Source organism: Photorhabdus sp. HUG-39 (assembly GCF_963878365.1).
In the GTDB taxonomy this organism is placed as follows: domain Bacteria; phylum Pseudomonadota; class Gammaproteobacteria; order Enterobacterales; family Enterobacteriaceae; genus Photorhabdus; species Photorhabdus kayaii.
Window position 1 is genome coordinate 1 of the sequence record NZ_CAWNWY010000052.1, and the last position, 3,804, is coordinate 3,804.

A 3,804-nucleotide genomic window follows, 5' to 3' on the forward strand; every position below is an offset into this window, starting at 1 on the left:
TTTCTTAAAAGCAAAGTATAGAGGATAAAGTGAAAATAAAGAAAAAATAATATATATGTAACCCATTTTTTACCCCCTAATATGACTTGTATTGTCCATATATTATTAGAATCTATCTTTCATATTTATTTGATAACAACTCGTCTCGCTATTATATAAGGAACGCAGATTAAATAACCTAAAGCTAAAGAGTAATAATGTAAAAAGTCATTGTCAGTGATATCCACATTAAAAAAAGGTATTGAATCGAAATTAAAAACATAAAGATGAAATGCTGAAAAGGCCAATGGTAATATTATTGCGTAAAAATGGGGATAAAAATTAGATGACATCAATAGTCTTTTTATGCAGAAATAAACAGGGAATAGAAGAATTAAGGACAATGAAACATAATCCAAATTCATCAATAACTCCTCGCCTGACCATATATAGTGTTTAAATCACCATTATCAAATAAAGCATAAAAATGAATTATTATTTACATCCTTAATATATCTGATGAATAAATCATTAATCTAGGGTGAGTTTATTCTATTTGCAAAATTACCATTTGTTTTTCCTATAATGTTTGCCGCATGCGATCATAAATGTAATGGTACACAAGAAAGATAGTATAAAAGAAGTGTATAGCATAAAATCATTATCTGATGTGGATACACTAAGAAATGGAATTCGACCAGTATAGGCAACATTTAGATGAAAAATGTTAGATGCCATCATAAGTAATACAGCTAAAAGGTTAATGTAAACATCATAGGGAATTAAAAGTTTCTTAAAAGTACAATATAGTGGATAGAGTCCAAGTAAAGAAAAAATAATATATAAATAGTCTACCATTCTATATCTTCCTTCAATATGATCTATATTGCCCAAAAACGGTATTTGCGTCACCGAAAATCTCTAAAGCTATCTCTTTGTAATTCATCGTTTCTATACCTCGTCGTTTCAAGCCAATAAGCAGATCAGCATTTATATACCGATATAATCTTTGATTGTCTGATTAAAGCTTATAACCAAAAAAACCATTAATAGACATACCAACATCAACCGATGTATATACCACATCAGCATCGCGTTTATCCATTCCAAAAGCTTTTTCTCCAACCCCTTCATAGACGAATTTAACTGGCCCAGTATAGCTTTCGCGATAAAGGATATAATAACCACTTTCAACAATATTATTGAAGCCATGAGCCATCAATGGTGCTCCAAGTGCTGCTCCAACACCGGTATCAATAGCAAGAAATCCACCTATGAGTTGTATGCTGCCAGATACAAATCCAATCCATGAGACAATCAAATTAACTGTTTCATTATTCCTGCTTTTAGTATTTTCACTGTTTACCTTTTTCTTTACAACAATGGCTTGCCTTACACTCTTTTGAGAAAGCATTGCATCTTGCTCTTCTAATGATCGGATTTCTTCGTCTAATAAAGCTATTGCTTCAGAGATTGAGATCTCCCCGGTATTTATCTTTGATGTGTTTTCTTGGCAATAGGCCATGACTTCACCGATAAAATGGTCTTTGGCCAGACTCCATTTTACATATTTATCGGCAACTCTGTTCATAAGCATCATCAATTCATTTTGTTTATCCATTTGAATTTTTAGGAGTTTTCTTTCTTCATTGTTACTGTTATCCAAGTATCCTCTGGCCGAAGGATTTCTTTCGTAAAATTCATCTAAAGCATCCATAATGAGTAACCTGTTGTTTTGAATTTAGCTTAAAATAGTATTATGCACTAAAAATATACAATTGAAATTATAAGTCAAGGTTTATTTTTACTTGTAAGAATACTTTTTTAGTATGTTTTAAGACGTAGGATTATTAGCAAAATCCGTTATAAATTTTCTTCAATGAAAATATTAATTCTTCATTTATTTTCTGGATATATTCTTTCATTTAAGAAAAGTATGATGTAATTATTTTTCTATAAATTAACATTTTGGTTTTTTTCGATGCTTGATAAGTTTATTGTTATTGGCGTAAATATAAGTAATCGATATTTTGATAAAGTGGTTATTGCGAATACAAGTTAAAAACTCATTTAAATGAATGGCTTTCATTGAGTAGTTGTTGTAAATATAATGTTTCCTTATTTTTTCTTTTTTGGTATTTGATTCTTTAGGCTCTTCTATTAATGCATTCGGTAAAGATCTACCTGAGGAAATATGGGAAGATGTTTTTTGTAACTTGGTTGCAGGTTTTCCAGAGATATTATACCTTGACAATGAGTAGTAATGACTACCTGATAAGAAGAGAAACGGATTGTGGCAAAGAAAGAAAAACGGCCTCACCATGACGCATTATTCAAACATTTTTTAACGCAGCCCGAAACGGCCAGGGAGTTCTTATCCCTTTATCTGCCCGAAGAAATCCAGTTGTTGTGTGATTTAGCCACATTGAAACTGGAGCCCGGCAGTTTTGTGGATGAGCATTTACGTCAACTGCACAGTGATGTTCTGTATTCGGTTGAAACGGCCCGGGGGCAAGGTTATATCTATTGCCTGATTGAACATCAATCCACCCCTGACCCATTGATGGCCTGGCGGCTGATGTATTATGCCATGTTAGCCATGGCGGCTCACCTGAAAAAAGGCCATACTGAACTNAAATATTTTTTAACGCAGCCTGAAACGGCCAGAGAGTTTCTATCCCTTTATTTGCCCGAAGAAATCCAGTCGTTGTGTGACTTAGCCACATTGAAACTGGAGCCCGGCAGTTTTGTGGATGAGCATTTACGTCAACTGCACAGTGATGTGTTGTACTCGGTCGAAACGGCCCGGGGACAGGGCTATATCTATTGCCTGATTGAACATCAGTCCACCCCTGACCCGTTAATGGCCTGGCGGCTGATGTATTATGCCATGTTAGCCATGGCGGCTCACCTGAAAAAAGGCCATACTGAACTCCCGTTGGTGGCACCTCTGCTGTTTTATCATGGTGAGATTCGGCCGTATCCTTACTCAAACCGGTGGCTGGATTGTTTCACGCTCCCCGAACAGGCGGCTCGCTTATACCGTCAGGCGTTTCCGTTGGTGGACGTCAGTGTGCTCAGCGATGAAGAGATCCTGACGCATAAAGGGGTTGCCCTGATGGAACTGGTGCAAAAACACATCCGCTGCCGAAATGCGCTGTTGCAATCACCCCTCAACACCAATGATCATCTTTAGTCATGAAAATTAATTTAATTATTTGATTTTAAATTGAAATTTATTTTTAGCGGGTTCTTCTTAATCAGTGATAATCATAAATATTCATATTGTGTCATGAAAATTATGTACATGACAGTGTACATAAATTACATTAAGAGCTGTATTATTTTTTGAGGAATTAATATGGCTATTACTGATTCATGGCTGCGTTCAATCAGCGGCAAACCCCAGGAAAAAATGATCACTAAGTCCGATAGAGACGGTCTGTCTGTTCGTGTTACTCCCAAAGGAAAAATTATATTTCAGTTTAGGTATAGATGGGGTGGGAAAGGGGATCGAATTGATATTGGCACATACCCAGCAACAAGCTTAAAAGATGCTCGTGACTCGGTAATTTCTTATCGTGGGGAACTGGAGCAGCATCGTAACCCCAAGACAGTTAAACGTGTTCGCAAAGAATCTGCATTGAGCGCCGTAACAGTGGAAAACCTCATAAGAGAGTGGTGGAAAACAACAATGGAAGGTTTAAAAGTTAACGCCGATCAAATATTGCGCTCTTTCGAAATTCATGTTTTCCCTAAAATTGGTAAATTGCCTCACGATGATGTGACGCTGCATGTTTGGTTAGCTTTAATTGAAGATGTTTC

General features: G+C 35.8%; 2 protein-coding genes and 1 pseudogene. 2 read left to right on the plus strand and 1 reads right to left on the minus strand.

Translation table 11 applies throughout. From position 1 onward, the window contains the following. Window positions 1-1,000: 1,000 nt before the first annotated feature. Window positions 1,001-1,696: a DUF4225 domain-containing protein gene (locus AAC155_RS22305; RefSeq protein ID WP_113044172.1), complete on the minus strand. Its 696-nt coding sequence runs from the start codon at window positions 1,694-1,696 to the stop codon at window positions 1,001-1,003. 576 nt (window positions 1,697-2,272) lie between these two features. On the opposite strand from AAC155_RS22305, the pseudogene AAC155_RS22310 reads away from it, so the two are divergent. Together AAC155_RS22310 and AAC155_RS22315 are read left to right on the plus strand one after the other, a co-directional pair. Beyond that, window positions 2,273-3,133 (plus strand): annotated as a pseudogene (locus AAC155_RS22310) (Rpn family recombination-promoting nuclease/putative transposase); the annotation flags it as partial. A gap of 207 nt (window positions 3,134-3,340) precedes the next feature. Then, on the plus strand, window positions 3,341-3,804 hold a 464-nt coding region (locus AAC155_RS22315; RefSeq protein WP_146748141.1), incomplete at its 3' end, for a tyrosine-type recombinase/integrase.